Here is a 15,295-nt window from a genome sequence, read left to right as displayed (position 1 = left end):
GTGCCGGAGGATCTGCACTGCCACCCGGGGATGCACGTCGAGGTCGGCGGAGGCGGTGTCGGTCAATGTTCGGGCGGCGCGGTCGGGCGTCAAGCTGACATCAACGAAGCCGGCCCTCGGCGATCTCGTCTTCGTTGACCTGTGCGAATGGATGCCGTGTCGCGCTGGTGCCGGCCCGCCCGGCGGAGATCCGTACGGCGGCGCCGCCACAACAGCCAAGCGCACTCCGGAAGCCCGCCCGCACTGCGTCGGGCCCTACCCCAGCGCCTCGACGGCCGGGCCCGCCGCGGCCCGCTCCCGCGGGACGCGGCGCCGGGTCGGCAGCCCGAGCACCGGGTTGGCGACCCCCCAGGCGGCGCCCTTGCAGACCAGTTCCTTGTAGAGGGCGGCGAGTCGTCCGGTCAGGACCGCCTGCACGGCGCGGTCGTCGGCGGTGACGTACTGGATCAAGCCGTCCTTCCGGCCCAGCGAGATGCACTGGTTGAAGTAGCGCAGCGGCGTGTCCGGGAGCTTCCCGCCGACCAGGCGTGCCGCGATCGCGTCGGCGGCCTGCCACGCCATGGGGACGCCCGAGGCGCACGACATCCGCAACGGCTTGTCGCCCGAGCCCATCGCGTAGGCCGCGTCGCCGACGGCGTACACGTCGGGGTGCGAGACCGAGCGCATGGTTCCGTCGACCACGATCTGGCCGGTGCCGGTGACTTCCAGGGCGGTCGCCTTCGCGATCGGATGCACCACGAAGCCGGTGGTCCAGACGGTGACTGCGGCCGGGATGGTCTTGCCGTCGGCCGTGGCGACGTGGTCGGCTTCGACACCGGTGACGGCGGCGTGCTCGTACACGGTGATCCCGAGCTTGCCGAAGACCTTTCGCAGGTGCGCGCGGCCCTTTGGCGAGAGCCAGTCGCCGAGACCGCCGCGGACGGCGAGGGCGACGTCGAGGTCGGGGCGGGCCTCGGCGATCTCGGTCGCGGCCTCCAGGCCGGTGAGGCCGCCGCCGACGACGACCACGGTCTGCCCGGCGGCGAGGCGGGCCAGGCGCTCGCGCAGTCGGAGTGCTCCGGGCCGGCTGGCGATCTCGTAGGTGTGCTCGGCAGCCCCGGGGACACCCTGGGCGTTCCAGCCGCTTCCGAGGGCGTAGACGAGCGTGTCGTAGGAGAGTTCTTCGGAGCCGTTCGCGTCGGTGACGGCGACGGTCTTGCGGTCGACGTCGACGCCGGTGACCCTCGCGAGCCTCAGTTCGACGCCGGTGCCCGCGAACATCTCGCTGAATGGCCGGGGCTTGAGGTCCTGGCCCACCGCCAACTGGTGCATCCGGACGCGTTCGACGAAGTCGGGCTCGGCATTGACAAGGGTGACGGCGACGTCCTCGTGGCGAAGCCGCTTGGCGAGCCGGCCGGCGGCGATGGCTCCGGTGTACCCGGCTCCGAGAACGGTGATGCGATGCTGCATTTCCCTGCTCCTGTCTTTCGCGGGTTCGCCACTTGAACCGGACGGCCCGGCGTTTCCTGACAGGAGCGCGATGTGAAGCACCTCACACGGCGGTCAGAAGGCGTGGAACAGGGGCTCCCCGTGGTTGGCGGCCGCCCAGTGCGCGGTCGCGCGTTCGAGCTTGTCGGGGTTGACCTGGGTGCGGAACGCGGCGATGCCCTCGGCCGTGACCTCCAGGCAGATGACGCCGATGACCCGGCCGGCCACGACCGCCACGACGGCGGGGTCACCGTTGGCGGTCCAGGCGTAGACCTCGGGTGCGCCGCCGACCAGGGCACGCTTGACCTCGCCGGGTCTGAACAGGCCCCGCAGGAACTTCGCGACCGCGACGGCGCCCTCGAACGCCCTGGCGCGGGCCGGGACCTTCCCGCCGCCGTCGCCGATCGCGATGGCGTCCGCGGTGAGCAGGCGCACGAGCGGCTCGGTCTGGCCGCTGGTGGCGGCCGCCAGGAACTGCTCGACGATCCGCCGGGCGGCGGCCTCGTCGATCTCGGTGCGGGCCTTGCCGTCCGCGACGTGCTTCTTGGCGCGGTGGAAGATCTGCTGGCTGGTGGCCTCGGTGATGTCGAGGATCTCCGCGATCTCTCGGTGCGGGTAGTCGAAGGCTTCCCGCAGCACGTACACCGCCCGCTCCTTCGGCAAGAGGCGCTCCAGAAGGGTGAGGACCGCGTACGAGACCGATTCGCGCTGCTCGGCGGTGTCGGCCGGGCCGAGCATGGGGTCCCCGGCGAGCAGGGGCTCGGGGAGCCACTGGCCCACATAGGTCTCGCGGCGCGCCCGTGCGGAGGTGAGCTGGTTGAGGCACAGGTTGGTGAGGACCTTCGTCAGCCACGCCTCGGGCACCTCGATGCGGTCGACGTCGGCGGCCTGCCAGCGCAGGAACGTCTCCTGCACGGCGTCCTCGGCCTCCCCCGCAGATCCGAGGAGGCGGTAGGCGATGGCCTCCAGGCGCGGCCTGAAAGCCACGAACCGGTCGACGTCGTCCGCGGTAAGGGGCATGGTCCGAGCCTAACCAGCTACCTCGACTCCGCACCGCCGGCAAGCCACCGGGTCGTGGCCCTACCGGCCCCTGCCGTCCTCGCCACACGGCACGTCAACGGCACGCCGGTCACACGACCTCGACCGACTCCGGAGGTCGGTGAACAGGCGTCGCTCACGGGTCGTCAGCTCCGGTGGGTGAGGACGTTGATGACCCTGCCGTTGGGGTCGCGCATGAAGAAGCGTCGGACTCCCCATGGTTCGTCGGTGAGTGGGTGCACGATCTCAGCGCCGGCGTTTCGGGCGGCCTGATATGCGGCATCGACATCATCGACCTCCACGGACACGTCGGGGACGACCGGTGCGGTGGCGTCGTGGGTCATGAGACTCAGCTGGGCTTTCGGGTTGGCACGATCGCTCAGGGTAACGATCCAGCCCATGTCCATCACGACCTCGAAGCCAAGTACCTCGACGTAGAAGGCGGTGGCCGTCGCGATGTCTTTGGTTGCGAGGTCGGGCATTACGCGCTTTATGGCCATGATGGTCATGATGCCTCGCGGCAGCCTCGCCGACCAGGCCTGCCCCGTCTTGTACGGCTGGCACGCCCAGGCGCCCACCCTCGCCGAGGCGATGGAACGCATCGGTCGGCTGGCGTACGCAATCCTCGATGGCGCGCTGATCCGCACCGGCCGACTCTCCGGCGACCAGGACCGACGCCGCGATGTTCCTACGGCCTGTGCCGCGTCTCAGGTGATCCTGAGGCGTGTCTCGGCTGATGGTCTACCGCTGCCAGAAGCCGTGGTCGTTGCCGCCTTGGACGTAGATGGCGAAGGTGCCGTGCCCGGGGATCTCCAGCGGCTCCACGGCTATCTCGCCGCCGGCCTCCACTACCGCTGCGACGGCCGCTTCGATGTCTTCTACCAGCCAGTAGGGCCGCACCACCGGCTCTTCGGTCTCGCGCAACGGCGCCCGCACCCCCACCAGCCCGCCTCCCGGCATTTCGGCCGTCCGTGCGTTGCCAAGCCCGGAGTCCGGCTCGCCAAACTGCACCCCGTTCGCTGCCGCGTAGGTGGCACACACCACGTCGACCTCCTTGGTCACGATTTCGAGGTAGTAGATCTGCATGGCTGTCTGACCTCCGGTAAGTCACCGACGTACTAGATGGGGTCTGGTCTTCTGCATCACCGCCACTGTGTGGCCATCTCCCTTATCTCACGCAGGGGCGACATTCCGAGATTCTCCAAGGGCACGATCGCAGGGCCTCAAGTCAGTCGTGCCCGTAGCGTGCCTGACGCAGCGGTCAGTGCAGAGGTGCTGCCGACATACGCCTCGTACTCCAGCCGGAGATTGCGACCATGGCTCGGTGAGGGCTTGCCGGGCGTGGTGGCTGTTCATGGCTTGGGCTTGGTGACGGCGCCGGCCGTGTATTCAGAGAAGATCTCGGCGAGGACACGCAGTGCGCTCGCGGCCGACTCGTCGGCATCGCCCAAGGTATTGGCGCAAGTGACGAGCGTCTTCCAGAGGGCCCAGCCGCGCCCGCGCGCCCATGTCGCCTCACCGACGAACAGTCGCTCCCGGAACGCCTGCCGGCCGTCGGCGGTCAGCAATGTCCATGCGATTGCCAGGTCGCAGGCCGGATCGCCGACGCCGCATGTCCCGAAGTCGATGACGGCTGCCAACCTCCCGTCGTTGAGCAGGAGATTTCCCGAAGCGATGTCACCGTGGAACCAGCTGTCGACACCGTCCCAGCGTGCGTTCAGTGCGCTCTTCCAGATCTCGCGAGCCAGGTCGGTGTCGACGTGGCCGTCCAGTGCCGTGAGCGCGCGCTGGGCTTCCCCGTCGTAGGTGCGCAGCGTGCCGCCCCTGAACCAGTTGTGCTGTCCCGGGCGGGGGCCGTCTGTGGTATCGATGCTCTGTAAGACCGCCAGGAACTCGGCCAGGTCGACCGCGAATCGGACGGGGTCGGCGATGCGGTCCGCGCTCACCGGTTCGCCGTCGAGCCATTGGTATATCGACCACGAGTAGGGATAGCCCGCGCCGGGTTTGCCTTTCGCCAGCGGGGCGGGGATGGGCAGCGGGAGTCGGGGAGCGAGCGCCGGAAGCCACCTGTGTTCCTTGTCGACGGCCAATGCGTACTCGGATGCGCTGGGCAGACGCACCAACCTCCGGGAACCGAGGTGGAAGGTCCAGTTGTCCCAGCCACCGTCGGCTACGGGCTGGACCGGGAGGTCGGCCCACTGAGGGAACTGGTCGGCGATGAGCCGATGCACCTGTTCCGCGTCGACGGCAATGCGCTGGGGCACTGGACCGAGATGTGGTGTGTTACTCACTGAGACATCCTTGTCCGACAGGGGAAATTGAAGCGCGGGACCTGACGTGGTGCGGTAACGAAGGCAGCCACCGTCAATCATGGACGCCTGTGTGGACCGACGAGGGACCGGGCGGGCACCGCACCGGGCCGGGTTCTCGTCGAGTGCGGGCGCCGTTTGCAACTGGTCGGTCAGGACTCGAATCCTCTGGCGGGCTCGCCGCCTCTTACCTGTGCCGGCGAGACGCGCCGGCGGAGAACTGGAGGATGACATGGAGCTCGTATGGTGGGTTGCCATCGCCGTCGGAGCCCTCGTGGTCTGCATGTGCACCGTATTCCTGCTGCGGCGGAAGGGACGTTCCCGTGGCTGAGACGGCATGGCCGAGCGAGCAGTTGGTGCTCGCCGCCCAGCGCGGGGACATCGCATCGCTCACCGCGCTGGTCTCCGGCTCGTACCCGGGCGTACGGCGGTTCGCGCACACGCTGTGCGCCACACCCGAAGATGCCGAGGATGCGGCGCAGGAGGCGTTGATCGTCCTCTACCGCAAGATCGGCACGCTGCGTGCCTCCGCCGCGCTGGCCTCGTGGATGTTTCGGATCGTACGCAACGAATGCCTGCGTCAGCTGCGGCTCGTCGGCCATCGCCCTGCGCCAGTGGCCGACATCGCCACGGCGTCGGCCGAGGACGAGGTGCTGCAACGTCTCGAAGCCGGCCGCGTCGCCGAGGCGATCGCCGCGTTGCCCGCCGACCAGCGTCATGTGCTGATCATGCGGGACATCCAAGGCTTTCCGGGCCGGGCCGTCGCCGACGCGCTCGGCCTCAGCACGGCCGCGATGAAGTCCCGGCTGCACCGCGCCCGCGCCTCGGTGCACCGCACCCTGCAGGAAGGGTTGGTCGATGGTTGACGGTCCCTCGTTTGCCAGCCAATCGCTGGCGCGGCACCTCGCCCGTGGCGTGGTCGGGTTCGGCGGGCTGATCGGCTCGATCGCACTTCTGCCGGTCGTCGGCCCGGTGAGCCTGCTGCTGTTCCCCGTTGGCCTGCTCGCACTCCGCGGATGTCCGATGTGCTGGGCGGTCGGCCTCGTGCAGACGCTGTCGTTGGGGCGCCTGAAGCGCTCCTGCACCGACGGTCGCTGCGAGCTGCGGAGGAGGACGACGTAGGGGCGCCGGCGAACCGACTCGCTCACCCGCCGGAATGCGCCGCGGACCGGACGGCGCCGCTCCCCCGTGGGCCGCCGCTCCGGCGGCGCCACTCAGAGCATCGCCACCGGCACCAGTCGAATCGCCTCGACACCATCCAGGCGTTCGATCTCGGGCAGCCCGGTTCCACCCTTCCCGTTCAAGGGAAGCTGGAGCCGCAGCGAAGCGCGCGCCACCTGCGAGTCGAGTTGCGTGGCAAGGTCGCCCTTGCCTTGGCACTGCTTGCGTAGCCGCTCGTAGGCGGCGTCGCGCTCCTCGAACTCGACCGACTCCGCGTGGGGCAGCGCCCGGACGGCCTCCGCTACGGCGGCTCGCTGCTTTTCCGTAGCCGTCGGTTCCAGCCGGACGATCGCCCCGATCCGCGACGGCACGGGATCAACATCGGCGATCTTGAGCCCAACCCACTCGACGCCGTCGACCGTACCCATCACCAGATCGACTGCCTCGGCGACCGAGGCGTCCGTGACAGTCGCGTGAAGGGACTCCGGCAGGTTCTCCGGATCCAGGTCCGCCACCAGATCGGGCGAGTCCTTCCGCAGTTTCTCGTAGGCCTGCTCGCGGGTCTCGAAGGCGACGCCCGTTACGCTCGGCATCGCGCGTAGCCGCTGCTCCACCACACTTTTCTGCGCTGCCGTCACATCGCGGTCCAGCAGGACGGTCAATGTCGTGTGCCCGGCTTCCTTCGGCTCGGAGGTGCAAGCGGACAAAGCGGCCAGGAGCAAGAGGGCCAATACCGGCGCGACGCGACGCATGGGTCAGATCGTAGGTGGGCGCGAGGCGTCGAATGATCCCGAGGTCCTGGCCGGAAGCGGCTGGCCGAGCGCGTTCCCGCCGGTCACCCGCACTACCGGTTCCTCGGTTTCTCCACTGCGGAGCACCCGCGCCGTGGCCGCCCCGACGAAGACCGGTGGCGGCGGCTTCGCGGGGTCCTCACCTTCTTTCGGCACGCCCGTCAGCGTGGCCGCTCCGGTGCCAGGATGCGGGCCACGGCGTGACAGGCGCCGGCGACGAGCGGCAGCAGCAGGGCCGCGCTCGCCGCGGCGCCGCCACCGAGCTGGGGTACGCCGGCCGCCCGCAGGCGCCGCCAGGCCCACAGCGAGAACGGGGCGACGACCAGCGGCGCGGTCACCACGCCGGGGGTGTATCCGCGGGTGACCACGGCCTGGGCGACGTGCCCGCCCGCGTGCAGGCCGAAGCCGACCAGGGCGGACTGGTAGAAGCCGCTGCGCCCGCCGGTGCGAGCGCCCCGGGCCGCCGCGGTGGCCATCACGACGCCCATCGCGCCGATGGCGACGCGTGCCTGCGCCGGGCTGACCCGGAGCTGGTCCCACACCCGCTCGGGCACCTGCGGGAAGCGGGCCCGCAGCCGTGGCCAGGCGCGGTCGAGCCAGCCGCCCATCGTGGCGAGTTCCTCGGCGTCGTGGACCGCCCAGGCCGCCAGCAGCCCCCAGGTGGCCGCCGCGGGGAGGGCTCCGTCCCTCTGCGAAGTCATGAGCCCTATAATTTACGATACGGCTCGTAAATTATAGAGGATGTGACGTGGCCAACGAGCGAGGCCGGCCCCGGCGGCCGGAGACCGACACGGCGATCCTGCACGCGACCCTGGACCTGCTCCGCGACGGCGGCTACCGCGCCCTCTCCATCGAGAAGGTGGCCACCCGGGCGGGCGTGACCAGGCCGACCGTCTACCGCCGCTGGCCCGACAAGGCCAGTCTGGTCGTCGACGCCCTGGCCGAGGCGGTGCCCGTCGCGCCCGCCCCGGACACCGGCGACACCCGCACCGACCTGCACCACCTGGCACGCGGCCTCGTGGACCGGCTCGCCGGCCTGGCGCCGGTCGTCCTCGGCGTACTCGCCGACAGCATCGGGCGCGACGACCTCGCCGCACCGCTGCGGGATCGGTACCTGCGCCCCCGCCTCGACACCATCACCGACGTCGTCGAGCGCGGCATCGCCCGTGGCGACCTCCCGTCCGACACCTCGCCGGCCACCGCGCGCGATCTCCTCGCCGGCCCGCTCGTCTACCGATGGCTGGTCGACGGCACCCTGACGGACACCGACGTCCGCGAACTCGTCGACACCGCCTGGAAGGCTCTGACCGGCCGGGCCGGCACCGCCTCTGACACCTGAGCCGACGTGAGCCCCAACGAGCGGCCGGCGGCGGCCCGGTCAGGGGTGAGCGGCGACCGTCTACTGTCCTCGCCATGAGGACGGGGACGCTGACACGAGCCGCCACCATCGTCACGGCGATCGGGCTGGTCGCCGGCTGCGGTGGCACGGCGGCACGTGAGGCGCAGGGGTGCGAGGAGTCGATACGCGAGGCGGAGGCCAAGGTCCGGGTGGACCGCTGGGACCCGCCGGAGGAACTGCCGGGCCTCGGCGACTATCCCGAGATCCACTGGCAGGCTCGCGCGTTGGGCGGCCCGTGTTCCCGGGCCCCGGGCCCGACGGACTGGGCGTACCAGGCTGTCGTCAGGCTCCATCCGCAGGACGCGCGAAAACTGGCGGAGCAGTACGACTTCGCGCCGATCGCGGCCGACGACCCGGCCCAGCACGACCAGGGCAAGACGCCCGCCGACGTGTGGCCCGACCTGCGATCGCACGTCCCGGCCGCTCCCCGCTGGCTGCACAGCCGGTCGTACGACGAGGCGCCGCCCACCACGCGTTGGCGGGTGGCGTACCTCGACGTCGAGCAGGAGACGGTGCTGCTCATGCTGAACGACCACTAGCGGCGGGGCCGCCCGGGGACGCGGACCGTGGGCCCCGCCCCGCCCCCGCCTCGGCCATCCTCCACCCGCTCCCCGGTCGACGCGCCGGTCGTCGCCGCGTCACCGTGGCAACGACGCCGACCACCCGCGCGGCACGACCGACACGGCCGGCGGCCGGGCGTCCCCCGTGGGGAGGAGGGGGCTCACGCCGTCGCGGGAGGTGTGGCGGGCGGCCGGCCGGAAGCCTGGAACGCGAGGGCGACGAGGGTCGCCACCGTTTTCAGGAGGACCGATGAGGACGACACTCCGTGGGCTGGGCGCAGCGGCCATCGTGGTCGGCGTGGCCCTGGCCGGCGCTTCGGGCGCCACCGCCTCGGCGACGGCAGACCGGGAGCCCGCCGGGACCGCGCGCGTGACCGGCAGCGGCGAGGTCCGGCTGACGTTCGCGCCGGACCAGGACGTGCGCAGCTTCAGCTTCGACGCGCGCGCCACGCCGTACGCCCGACCCCTGCCGGGAGCACCCCAGGGCCTGCCCACCGACGCGACCGGGACCGTCCACGTCGCCCACCGGGTCGCGGCGGACGGCTCCACCGTCCGCTTCGCGGCCCGGGTCGACTGCCTGGTCGCGGCCGCGCGGACCGCGACCCTCACCGCCGTGGTCACCGAGGCCGACGCGCCGGTGGCGGACCTCGTCGGGCGGCGGCTGGGCTTCAGTGTGTACGACGGGCCGGGCCGCGACCGCGTCGGCTTCTCCTGGGCTGTGGTCAACGCCGACCAGGGCCCGGACGGGCAGTGGCGGGAGGGCAGCGTGGGCACCTGCATGGCGCCCGCTCCCTTCGCCCCGGTGACCGAAGGCGGCTACCAGGTGCGGCACGCCGAACTGCCGCCGCCGCCGGAGAGCTGAGCCGGCCGGCGGATGTCGTCGGGCTGCGACGGCGATCCGGCGGCCCGCCGTGTCGTTGATCCGGTTGAGCCTGCCCCCACCTGCGACGACGGTGGGGGCACCAACCGTGAGGAGGCACGCCGATGACCCGTCAGCGCGAGACCGTGGAGGTCGACCCGGTCCTGTTCCGTGCCGTCTACGACTCGCCCGCGTCGCTGCCCGGCGCGCACCGGTGGACGACCCCGGAGTCGGACGTGCGGCGCATCGAGAAGCTGCTCGGCATGCCGCTGCGCAGCATCGGCGCCCCGCTGTGGGTCAGCGGCGACGAACCGGACTGCCCCAAGTGCCAGCGGCGGGTCACCTGGTACGACATCGTCTCCTCCGCCCTCTCCGGCGTGCACGACCGGATGATGATCGCGACGGTCATCCTCGGCGACCGCAAGTACGTCAACACCGAGGTCCCGGACGCGATCGCCGGGGTGCGCTGCGCCGACTGCCGCACCCCGATCGAGGGGCTGCGCAGCTTCAAGTGCCACAACTGGGCGTACGCCTTCGAGGCGCTGGAGGCCGTCCGGGAGCGGATGACCGGCGCGTCAGTCGTCGGCCGTCAGCTGGCGGACGAACCGCAGGCCGGGGCGCCCGTCGAGTGACACCTCGCCGACCGGCGTGAAGCTGGTGCGCCGCAGCACCGCGAGCGAACCGGCGTTGTCCAGGGTCGTCCTGGCGGTCAGCCGGCACAGCCCGTACGCCGCACGGGCCAGCGCGGCCACACGGCGGACGCCGTCGGTCGCCACCCCGCGCCCGGCGGCCCGCTCGGCCACCCGGTAGCCCAGCTCGGCCTCGCCGTCGACGACGTCGACCAGGTTGAACCGGCCCAGCACCGCCCCGTCGGCGTCGACCAGGACGTGGAAGTGGCACGCGCCGGCCTCCTGCTCGGCGAGCAGCCCCGCGTGCCGCGCGTCGAAGTCGGCGAAGTACGCGTCGCCCCGGTCCGGCACCGACCGGGCGAACCACTCCCGGTTGTCGCGTTCGAAGCGCAGCAGCGCGGCGGCGTGGTGAGTGGCGAGCCGCTGAAGTTCTGGCACCGCACCACCCTACCCAGATGTAAGGAAGGGACCCTTCCTCTACAAAAAACGATAGGAAGGTGCCCTTCCTTACACATCAGCGGTCGCCGGCGGAGCGGCGGGTGGGCCGGCGGCCGGGCGGGGAGGGCGGCTCGGGGCCGGGGTCGGGGACGACAGGCATCGGCCGGACCACCGGCCCGGCGCCGGTGACCCGGAGCGGCTCACCGTGGTGCCACACCTCGATGCCGGTCGCCGGGTCGGCGTCGGGCAGCTCGTAGCGGGCCTCGTCCCCGGTCAGGGTGACCCGCAGCCGGTGGCCGTGCCAGCGCAGACAGAAGCCGAGCCGGTCGATCCGCGCCGGCAGCCGGGGGTCGAAGGAGAGCACCCCCCGGTCGTCGCGCAGCCCGCCGAAGCCCTGCACCAGCGCCAGCCACGCCCCGGCCAGCGACGCCAGGTGCAGCCCGTCGCCGGTCTTGTCGCCCAGGTCCGCCAGGTCCTGGAGCACCGACTCGGCGAACAGGTCGTACGCCAGGTCGAGGTGCCCGACCTCGGCGGCGAGCACCGCCTGCGGGGACGCCGACAGCGACGAGTCCCGGACGGTCCGCGCCTCGTAGTAGGCGACGTTGCGCGCCTTCTCGTCGGCCGTGAACTCCCCCGGGCACCGCTGCATGGCGAGCACGAGGTCGGCCTGCTTGACCACCTGCCTGCGGTACAGCTCCAGGTACGGGAAGTGCAGCAGCAGCGGGTAGTCGTCGTCGGAGGCGTTCGCGAAGTCCCACTCGGGCTGCGCGGTGAAGCCGGCCGCCTGCTGGTGCACCCCGCGCTCGCCGTCGTACGCGACGAAGACCGCGTCGGCGGCGGCCCGCCAGCCGGCCACCTCGGCCGGGTCGACGCCGAGCCGGGCCGCCGCCTCGGGGTGCCGCTCGGCGGCGTCGGCGGCGCCGCGCAGGTTGCGGCGGGCCATCAGGTTGGTGAAGAGGTTGTCGTCGACCAGGGCGGAGTACTCGTCCGGGCCGGTCACCCCCCGCAGGTGGAAGGTGCCCACGTCGGACCAGTGGCCGAAGCCGTGCCACAGCCGGGCCGTCTCGACCAGCAACTCCAGCCCGGCCCCGGCGAGGAATTCGTCGTCGCCCGTGGCGGCGACGTAGCGCAGCACCGCGTCGGCGATGTCGGCGTTGACGTGCAGCCCGGCGGTGCCGGCCGGCCAGTAGCCGGAGCACTCCCGGCCGCCGATGGTGCGCCACGGAAAGGTCGCCCCGGCCAGCCGCAACTCTGCCGCGCGTTCGCGGGCCTCGGGCAGGTGGGCGTGCCGCCAGCGCAGCGCCGACCGGGCCACCTCCGGGGCGAGGTACGTCAACACCGGCAGCACGTAGCCCTCGGTGTCCCAGAGCACGTGCCCGTCGTAGCCGTTGCCGGTCAGGCCCTTGGCCGGGATGGTCCGGTCGCCGTCCGGCCGGCCCGCCTGAATGAGGTGGAACACGGCGAACCGGATGGCCTGCTGGAGTTCGGCGTCGCCGTCGAGCAGCACGTCGGCCGTCTGCCAGGCGGCGTCCAGGGCCGCGCGCTGGGCGGCGAGCAGCGCGTCGAAGCCCGCCGCGCGGGCCGCCCCGGCCTCCTCGACGACCAGGCGGGCCAGCCCCTGCGGCGGCGTCGCGTCCACCGTGGCGCACTCGTACGCGGCGAACTTCGTCAGCTCCAGCCGCTCGCCGGCGCGCAGCGTCCCGCTCAGGGTGAGGCGCAGCCGGTCCGGCGCGCAGTCGACGCCAGGGGCGAAGCCGTCCGGGGCCCGCACCTCGTGCGCGACGGCGACGGCGACCCGCTGCCCGCTGCGCTCGGTGCGGTGCACGAGGACGCCGTCGTGCCCGTTCGAGTGGCGGTACTCGGCGGTCAGCGGGTCATGGATCACCGAGGCGGCGCGGGGGTCGTCGGAGCGCTCCGGCACCCGCTCGTTGGCGAGCAGGTCGGCGCAGACCCGCACGTCGACCGTCCCGCCCAGCGGCTCGACGCTCCACCGGACGGCGGCCACCGGGCGGCGGGGCAGCGAGACCAGCCGGGTGCTGCGGACGCGTACGCCGTGCCCGGCCGGGGAGACCCACTCGGTGTGCCGCTCGACCACCCCGGCGCGCAGGTCGAGCACCCGCTCGTGGGTGCGCAGGGTGCCGGTGCGCACGTCCAGCGGCTCGCCGTCGACCCAGAGGCGGATCAGGGCGGCGTTCGGCGCGCTGATCACCGTGTCGCTGAGCTGCGGAAAGGCGTACCCGTCCTCGGGGTAGGTCAGCTCGCGCCGCTCGTGGAAACCGTTCAGGTAGCTGCCGGGCATGCCGTACGGGGCGCCCTCGTCCAGGTTGCCGCGCCAGCCGACCCAGCCGTTGCCCAGCGCGAAGATCGACTCCGTCTCGGCGAGCCGGCCGAGGTCCGCCTCCGTACGCCGGATCCGCCAGGCCTCGTCGTCCCCGGTCCCGGGCGCGGTCGGCGGCCGATCGGCGGTCGGGGTGTCGTGCACAGCGCCTCCAGGGAGTCCGACGTACCGGGTCGACCGTGGCAGACCGGGCTGAGAGATCACTGAGACGAAAGTCAGGGCCTCGGCCCGACCAACGCACACTGTGTCCGACTTCCAGATGTTCCAGGGTTGTCCGTGAGGTAAACACGGTATGAACTATTGGTGAGGTGAGTCATGACTGATGCGGGCACGACGGATGTGCCGGAGATCAGCGCCGAGTGGTACCGGGACATCGTCGACTTCGCCGCCGACACCCCGCAACCGGTGCAGTGGTTCGCCGGGCACTTCACCGAGGCCGCGATCCTGCTGCTCGGGGCACTGTGGCTGGTGGCGGCCGTGTCACGCCTCGGGGGTGGCCCGCGCGGCCGCGCGTACGCCCTGGTGACGCCGGTGGCGGTGGTGCTCGCGTACGGGTGCAGCGAGGTGTTGAAGGTGGTGGTGGACCAGGAGCGCCCCTGCCGGGCGGTGGCAACCGACCTGGCCATCATCGCGGGGCACTGCCCGCCGACGGGCGACTGGTCCTTCCCCAGCAACCACTCCACGATCGCGGGCGGGCTGGCGGTGGCGACGCTGCTGCTGTCCCGCCGGGTCGGGCTGATCGCGCTGCCGGTGGCGGCACTGGCCGCGTTCTCCCGCACCTTCGTCGGCGTGCACTACCCGCACGACGTGGTCGTCGGCGTCCTGCTCGGCGCCCTCGTCACCGCGCTGCTCACGCCGCTGCTCGCCCGCCCCACCGCCGGCCTGCTCCAACGCCGCGCCCGCCACGCCGAGCGTCCCATCCCGAACCGGGCCACGTCCGCCCGCCGCTAACCCCTACCCTCACCCCTCCCCGCGATCTTGCACTTCCCGCCCGGGCAGAGCGCACAAATCCGCCTACATGGCGGGCCACAAGTGCAAGATCGCGGGGCGAGAGCGGGAGCGCGGGGGCGGGGTTAGGGGAGGAGGAGGGCGGCAACCGCGCCGCAGGCCAGGAAGGGGCCGAAGGGGAGGTGGCTGCGCCAGCCGACGCGGCGGGTGGCCAGGAGCGCGACACCGACCAGCCCGGAGAGCAGCAGGGCGAGCACGAGCCCGGCCACCGGGAGGGCCCAGCCGTACCAGCCCAGCAGGGCGCCGACGCCGAGCGCCAGTTTGGCGTCGCCGAGGCCGAACCCGCGCCGGCCGAGCAGCAGCGTGGTGGTGGCGAAGAACAGCGCCAGCCCCGCCCCGGCCACGGTGGCCCGCAGCCAGGGCTCCGGACCCGCCCCGGCGAGCGCGGCCACGCCGAGCAGCAGCCAGGTGCCGGCCGCGGCGGGCCAGGTGAGCCGGTCCGGCAGCCGGTGCACGGCCGCGTCGACGAAGACGAGGGGAATCGCCCAGCCCAGCCACCAGGCGGTGGCGGCCAGCACCGCGGCGGGCGGACCGACCAGCAGCAGCACCCCGAGCGCCCCCGCCACGGCGAGCTCGACCGCGCCGGGCGGCGGGCCGACGCGCGCCCGGCACCGCCCGCACCGGGCCGCCGGACCCAGCGCCGGCCACGGCCGGGCCAGCCCGATCGGAGCGCCGCAGGCGTCGCACCCGGTCCTGGTGGCCACCCCCGGCGGTACGGCGTACCGGATCGCGGCGAGGCGGAGCACCGGGCCGAGGGCGAGGACGGCCAGCGCCCGCGCGACACGGGAGGCGACCGGCGGCGGCCCGGCGGGCTCCGCCAGCACCGGCGGTTCGGTCAGCGCCATGAGGGGTCCTCCCGCCGGACGCCGGGGCACGACACGGAGGGTAGTGACGGCCCGGCCGGCCGGTAACGGGCGCGACGGGCTGCGCCCCTCCCGCCGGAATCGCGGAAATGCACGCGGAAATGGCGCGACCACATGAGCGGGAATCCCATGCGAATGGAATGTCGATACGTCGGGACGGGGGACGGATCGGACCAGTCACCGCGTCCGGGACAGCCCCCGACGACCACGACGCCCACTCGCCCACTGGACGGACTCCCACCGCGTCGACTTTCCCAACCGCACCGCGGAAGACCGCGACCCGACTCGATCACACCGCCCGCAGCCACCCGGCTCCACCACCTGTCATCACTCACGGTATCCATCTGAATTGCCTCTGTTGCATCGGCGGACGTCAGCCTATGCTCGCCCCTTGGGTGCGGTGCAACCCCGCGACGAAACGACAAGGACGAACCA

The 15,295-nt window shown here is 72.3% G+C and carries 17 protein-coding genes; 7 read left to right on the top strand and 10 right to left on the bottom strand.

Translation table 11 applies throughout. From position 1 onward, the window contains the following. Positions 1 to 255 precede the first annotated feature (255 nt). The 5 genes from ACZ6Q9_RS11995 to ACZ6Q9_RS11975 form a co-directional block, all read right to left on the bottom strand. Positions 256 to 1,449 (bottom strand): NAD(P)/FAD-dependent oxidoreductase, encoded by a 1,194-nt coding sequence (locus tag ACZ6Q9_RS11995; RefSeq protein WP_396828641.1) that lies wholly within the window; start codon positions 1,447 to 1,449, stop codon positions 256 to 258. A gap of 93 nt (positions 1,450 to 1,542) precedes the next feature. Continuing rightward, entirely contained in the window at positions 1,543 to 2,487 is a 945-nt protein-coding gene (gene sigJ, locus ACZ6Q9_RS11990; RefSeq protein ID WP_396828643.1) for an RNA polymerase sigma factor SigJ, read from the bottom strand. A gap of 164 nt (positions 2,488 to 2,651) precedes the next feature. Next, positions 2,652 to 3,107, bottom strand: coding sequence for a VOC family protein (locus ACZ6Q9_RS11985; protein ID WP_393260580.1), 456 nt, complete (start codon positions 3,105 to 3,107; stop codon positions 2,652 to 2,654). A gap of 139 nt (positions 3,108 to 3,246) precedes the next feature. Further along, on the bottom strand, positions 3,247 to 3,591 hold the full coding sequence (locus tag ACZ6Q9_RS11980; protein ID WP_393460674.1) for a VOC family protein: 345 nt from the start codon (positions 3,589 to 3,591) through the stop codon (positions 3,247 to 3,249). Between the two features lie 266 nt (positions 3,592 to 3,857). Further along, a complete protein-coding gene (locus ACZ6Q9_RS11975) occupies positions 3,858 to 4,796 on the bottom strand; it encodes an aminoglycoside phosphotransferase family protein (RefSeq protein ID WP_396828646.1) in 939 nt (312 codons plus the stop codon). 341 nt (positions 4,797 to 5,137) lie between these two features. Here ACZ6Q9_RS11975 and ACZ6Q9_RS11970 point away from each other — a divergent pair, with 341 nt between their 5' ends. Together ACZ6Q9_RS11970 and ACZ6Q9_RS11965 are read left to right on the top strand one after the other, a co-directional pair. Continuing rightward, positions 5,138 to 5,680, top strand: coding sequence for an RNA polymerase sigma factor (locus tag ACZ6Q9_RS11970; protein WP_393260573.1), 543 nt, complete (start codon positions 5,138 to 5,140; stop codon positions 5,678 to 5,680). After that, positions 5,673 to 5,936, top strand: a complete 264-nt coding sequence (locus ACZ6Q9_RS11965; protein WP_396828648.1) for a hypothetical protein — start codon at positions 5,673 to 5,675, stop codon at positions 5,934 to 5,936. The genes ACZ6Q9_RS11970 and ACZ6Q9_RS11965 overlap by 8 nt, the downstream gene beginning before the upstream one ends. Positions 5,937 to 6,028: 92 nt before the next feature. Here the strand turns inward: ACZ6Q9_RS11965 and ACZ6Q9_RS11960 are convergent, their stop codons facing one another. Continuing rightward, the gene (locus ACZ6Q9_RS11960; protein ID WP_393260568.1) at positions 6,029 to 6,727 is read right to left on the bottom strand and encodes a permease-like cell division protein FtsX; all 699 of its coding nucleotides are present in this window, start codon (positions 6,725 to 6,727) and stop codon (positions 6,029 to 6,031) included. Between the two features lie 200 nt (positions 6,728 to 6,927). Beyond that, complete coding sequence (locus tag ACZ6Q9_RS11955; protein WP_396828650.1) at positions 6,928 to 7,467, bottom strand: HXXEE domain-containing protein; 540 nt, start codon at positions 7,465 to 7,467, stop codon at positions 6,928 to 6,930. 47 nt (positions 7,468 to 7,514) lie between these two features. Here ACZ6Q9_RS11955 and ACZ6Q9_RS11950 point away from each other — a divergent pair, with 47 nt between their 5' ends. The 4 genes from ACZ6Q9_RS11950 to ACZ6Q9_RS11935 all read left to right on the top strand — a co-directional run bounded on the left by ACZ6Q9_RS11950 (position 7,515) and on the right by ACZ6Q9_RS11935 (position 10,216). Then, positions 7,515 to 8,105 carry a TetR/AcrR family transcriptional regulator gene (locus ACZ6Q9_RS11950; protein WP_393460689.1) on the top strand — a complete coding sequence of 197 codons (591 nt, stop codon included), beginning with the start codon at positions 7,515 to 7,517 and terminating at the stop codon, positions 8,103 to 8,105. Positions 8,106 to 8,179: 74 nt separating this feature from the next. Further along, positions 8,180 to 8,704: a hypothetical protein gene (locus tag ACZ6Q9_RS11945; RefSeq protein ID WP_396828651.1), complete on the top strand. Its 525-nt coding sequence runs from the start codon at positions 8,180 to 8,182 to the stop codon at positions 8,702 to 8,704. A 271-nt stretch (positions 8,705 to 8,975) separates the two neighbouring features. Then, positions 8,976 to 9,587, top strand: coding sequence for a hypothetical protein (locus ACZ6Q9_RS11940; RefSeq protein WP_393460695.1), 612 nt, complete (start codon positions 8,976 to 8,978; stop codon positions 9,585 to 9,587). 122 nt (positions 9,588 to 9,709) lie between these two features. After that, positions 9,710 to 10,216, top strand: coding sequence for a hypothetical protein (locus ACZ6Q9_RS11935; protein WP_393260556.1), 507 nt, complete (start codon positions 9,710 to 9,712; stop codon positions 10,214 to 10,216). On the opposite strand, the gene ACZ6Q9_RS11930 is transcribed toward ACZ6Q9_RS11935, so the two are convergent. Together ACZ6Q9_RS11930 and ACZ6Q9_RS11925 are read right to left on the bottom strand one after the other, a co-directional pair. After that, the gene (locus ACZ6Q9_RS11930; protein WP_396828654.1) at positions 10,160 to 10,651 is read right to left on the bottom strand and encodes a GNAT family N-acetyltransferase; all 492 of its coding nucleotides are present in this window, start codon (positions 10,649 to 10,651) and stop codon (positions 10,160 to 10,162) included. The two genes, ACZ6Q9_RS11935 and ACZ6Q9_RS11930, sit on opposite strands and share 57 nt — an antisense overlap. 76 nt (positions 10,652 to 10,727) lie before the next feature. After that, the gene (locus ACZ6Q9_RS11925; protein WP_393460704.1) at positions 10,728 to 13,133 is read right to left on the bottom strand and encodes a glycoside hydrolase family 65 protein; all 2,406 of its coding nucleotides are present in this window, start codon (positions 13,131 to 13,133) and stop codon (positions 10,728 to 10,730) included. 171 nt (positions 13,134 to 13,304) lie between these two features. On the opposite strand from ACZ6Q9_RS11925, the gene ACZ6Q9_RS11920 reads away from it, so the two are divergent. Then, positions 13,305 to 13,940 (top strand): phosphatase PAP2 family protein, encoded by a 636-nt coding sequence (locus ACZ6Q9_RS11920; protein ID WP_396828657.1) that lies wholly within the window; start codon positions 13,305 to 13,307, stop codon positions 13,938 to 13,940. 122 nt (positions 13,941 to 14,062) lie between these two features. Here the strand turns inward: ACZ6Q9_RS11920 and ACZ6Q9_RS11915 are convergent, their stop codons facing one another. Further along, positions 14,063 to 14,842: a prepilin peptidase gene (locus tag ACZ6Q9_RS11915; protein ID WP_396828659.1), complete on the bottom strand. Its 780-nt coding sequence runs from the start codon at positions 14,840 to 14,842 to the stop codon at positions 14,063 to 14,065. Positions 14,843 to 15,295: the final 453 nt, after the last annotated feature.

It is taken from the genome of Micromonospora sp. NPDC049139 (genome assembly GCF_055586845.1).
The sequence above is the reverse complement of the archived record's forward strand: the minus strand, read 5'-3'. Positions and strand labels throughout refer to the sequence as shown.